Source organism: Microcystis sp. LE18-22.4A, from assembly GCF_027531105.1.
Classification (GTDB): domain Bacteria; phylum Cyanobacteriota; class Cyanobacteriia; order Cyanobacteriales; family Microcystaceae; genus Microcystis; species Microcystis aeruginosa.
In genome coordinates, this window is sequence record NZ_JAPZRB010000603.1 from 1 (window position 1) to 2,711 (window position 2,711).

The window sequence follows — 2,711 nt, forward strand, 5'->3', positions numbered from 1 at the left end:
AGGGCATACCGGAACCTTTGGGCTCGATCCAATAAACGCTTGGGGAGAGAATACCTCTACTTTTTCAGAAGCAATTCTGTCTAAGCAAGTAATCTCTGTGAACCAAGAATCCCCGTCTCTTTAGAGCGGGGAGTGTCAAAAAAAGTTATTGAACGCCATCGTGCTTTACTCGAATCTGAGGATCATAGGGGAGAAATAGGCGAATTTTTAGAAACTTTTGCTCAGATAAGCAACTATCAAGCCGATTTTTTCCTGTGGATTTGGTCAGATCCCGCCGCCTATCATTGGTGTCAATTGGCTTTTGATTTAGTCAAAGCAGCCCTCACCAAAAAACCCTTACCATCGGTTACTCGGCAATATTGTGGCGAAATTAAGCAAAAAACGCCCCTGAAAGCATTAATCGCTCATCTCAATCAATTCAAGCTCTTTGCGATCGCTCATGCCCTTCTTTCCGGACGGAGCTATAATTTCAAAATCCCTTTTTATGGCCGTTTGCCCCTAGCCATTCCGGGGACATCTTTTTATTTGGAAGGGACTGGGGAGGTAGAAATTTATGGGATCGAGGGGAATAAATTAGACGTTGGCGGTCAAAATCAGCGAGAATACTTAGAATTAACGGCCAATGCCCTTTTAAAAGGGGGAAATCTCAAAGTTGGACAATGCCCTACCCTATACCTTCAAGGTGGAGAATTCCGCTTTCAGCCCTATTGTTTCAATTCCCCAGCCTTTCCCGATGGTCAAGCAGTGGTTAAAACGGGAATGGCTTATCAAGAAAAATATATTAATCTGGTGCGAGATGGATTAGCATTGATCGAGCAGTATCATCCGCAAACCTTTGGGCAATTACACTATTTTATGGAGGTAATAGCCCTAAAACCCCTAGAAGAAGGAACCTTTACCAACTTAAGTAGTTCCGACTTTCCGGGGGCATTAATTTGTAGTGTTATCGATAATCCCTACCGCTTGGCGGATAATTTTATTCATGAATTCCACCATAATCGCCTATTTTTAATAGAACAAAATAACCCTCTCCTGTGCAATTCCCTTGAGGAAAATCAGGCCAATAGTCTTTATTATTCCCCTTGGCGACAGGATTTACGACCTTTAAGAGGAATTTTTCATGCTGTCTATGTTTATACACCCGTTACTCGGTTTTGGTTAAATTTTTATCGCAGTAATCCGGAGGGGGAAAAGCTGGACTTTGCCAAAAGTCAACTAATGACCAACCTGCTCCAATTGCAAATTGGCCTGGAACAATTGCGAAAATATGCCCAATTTACTGATTTAGGTCGGGATTTATGGCAGGAATTGCAAAGCAATGTCGCTCAAATTGCCCAAGATGCCGCTCGGTTAGGGATCGGTTTCGATACTCCCGCTCTAGAGTGGCACCGCAATGGCTCTTTTCAGTATCAACTAGAGAGAAAAACAGCCCGATTTCTAACGGTTAAAGAAGTTATTGCCAAGCATATCCAATGTTTAGATCATTTTAGGCAAATAGAACCACAATTTCAGAGCAATTTAGGGTTAGACTCTTTTTCAGAAGGGAATGGGGAAGACAAAAAACCAGCGATCGCTTATGGTCAACCAATAACCGGTAAATTGGAGGTAGTATCTAGTTTAGCGGCAATCTTAAAACAACAGCTAGAAAAGACATCTCAGGGTTATTTAGTTGATTTAACTGGAAAGTCGCCAATAAACCGGACTTACGGCGAAATTGGGCAAAGGTCTACCATTTTACTCGGTTATTTACAAGCTCAAGGTTTGTCTCCCGGGGATTTTGTCATTATCCAGATTGAACAGTGCCATGAGTTTGTAGCAGCGGTTTGGAGTTGCTTTTTAGGGGGTTTTGTCCCCGTCCCCGTTGCTGTGTCTTTTCATGGCCCTGAAACCACCCCTGCTGCCAATAAACTTGAGCAAGTTTGGCAAACTTTAGCTAATCCCGTCATTTTAACGACAAAAGAACTGGCAGCATCGATGAAAACCCGCAGTCAGCCTATTGATGCCAGGATTTTAACCCTTGAAAAGGCCGAGAACTTTGCTCCTAGTCAGAATTTTCACACCCACCAACCGGAAGACTTAGCTCTGTTGCTGACTACATCTGGAACAACTGGTAATCCCAAATTGGTCTCCTTTGATGCTTTAACCGTTATCAGGCAATTTCTCGGCGAAAATGAACATGATCATGAATCTAGCTGTTTTTTAACTTGGATTCCTTGCGATAATGCTTCGGGAATGAGCATAATTAAGCCCAAATTGGGTCAAACCCTTTATCTTCCCCCGGCCAGCTTTTTCGGAAATCCCCTACGTTGGATAGAGACGGTTGACTGGTATAGAGTCAAGACAACGGTATTAACCAACTTTGCGATGACAAGGATTATAGAGGAAGTTAAAGCTATTGCTCAAAAGCCCTGGGATTTATCCTCACTGCAAACTATTGGACTCGGTGCCGAGAAAATTGTCCCGCAAACCTGTCGTTCTTTTCTAGAAACCCTACAGCCCTTGGCATTGCCGGCAGATGTTCTCAGTTTAGCCTATGGTCTTTCGGAAACAGGGGTAGTAGCTAGTACCCGTAAGGGACTTCCAGAGAATAAAATACCCAACAAAAAAATAGAAAAGTGTTTTTTTGAAAAAGTAATTATTTTTGTCTAGGAAAACAAAGAGTCTCCCATTACAACCTATTTTTCCGAAAAAATAGGCAGCACAAACTCTTA

General features: G+C 42.5%; 1 protein-coding gene. It reads left to right on the plus strand.

Annotated elements, in window-relative coordinates; genetic code table 11:
- Window positions 1-132: 132 nt before the first annotated feature.
- Complete coding sequence (locus O9295_RS25865) at window positions 133-2,649, plus strand: aKG-HExxH-type peptide beta-hydroxylase (protein ID WP_288036153.1); 2,517 nt, start codon at window positions 133-135, stop codon at window positions 2,647-2,649.
- The last annotated feature ends 62 nt before the right edge of the window (window positions 2,650-2,711 follow it).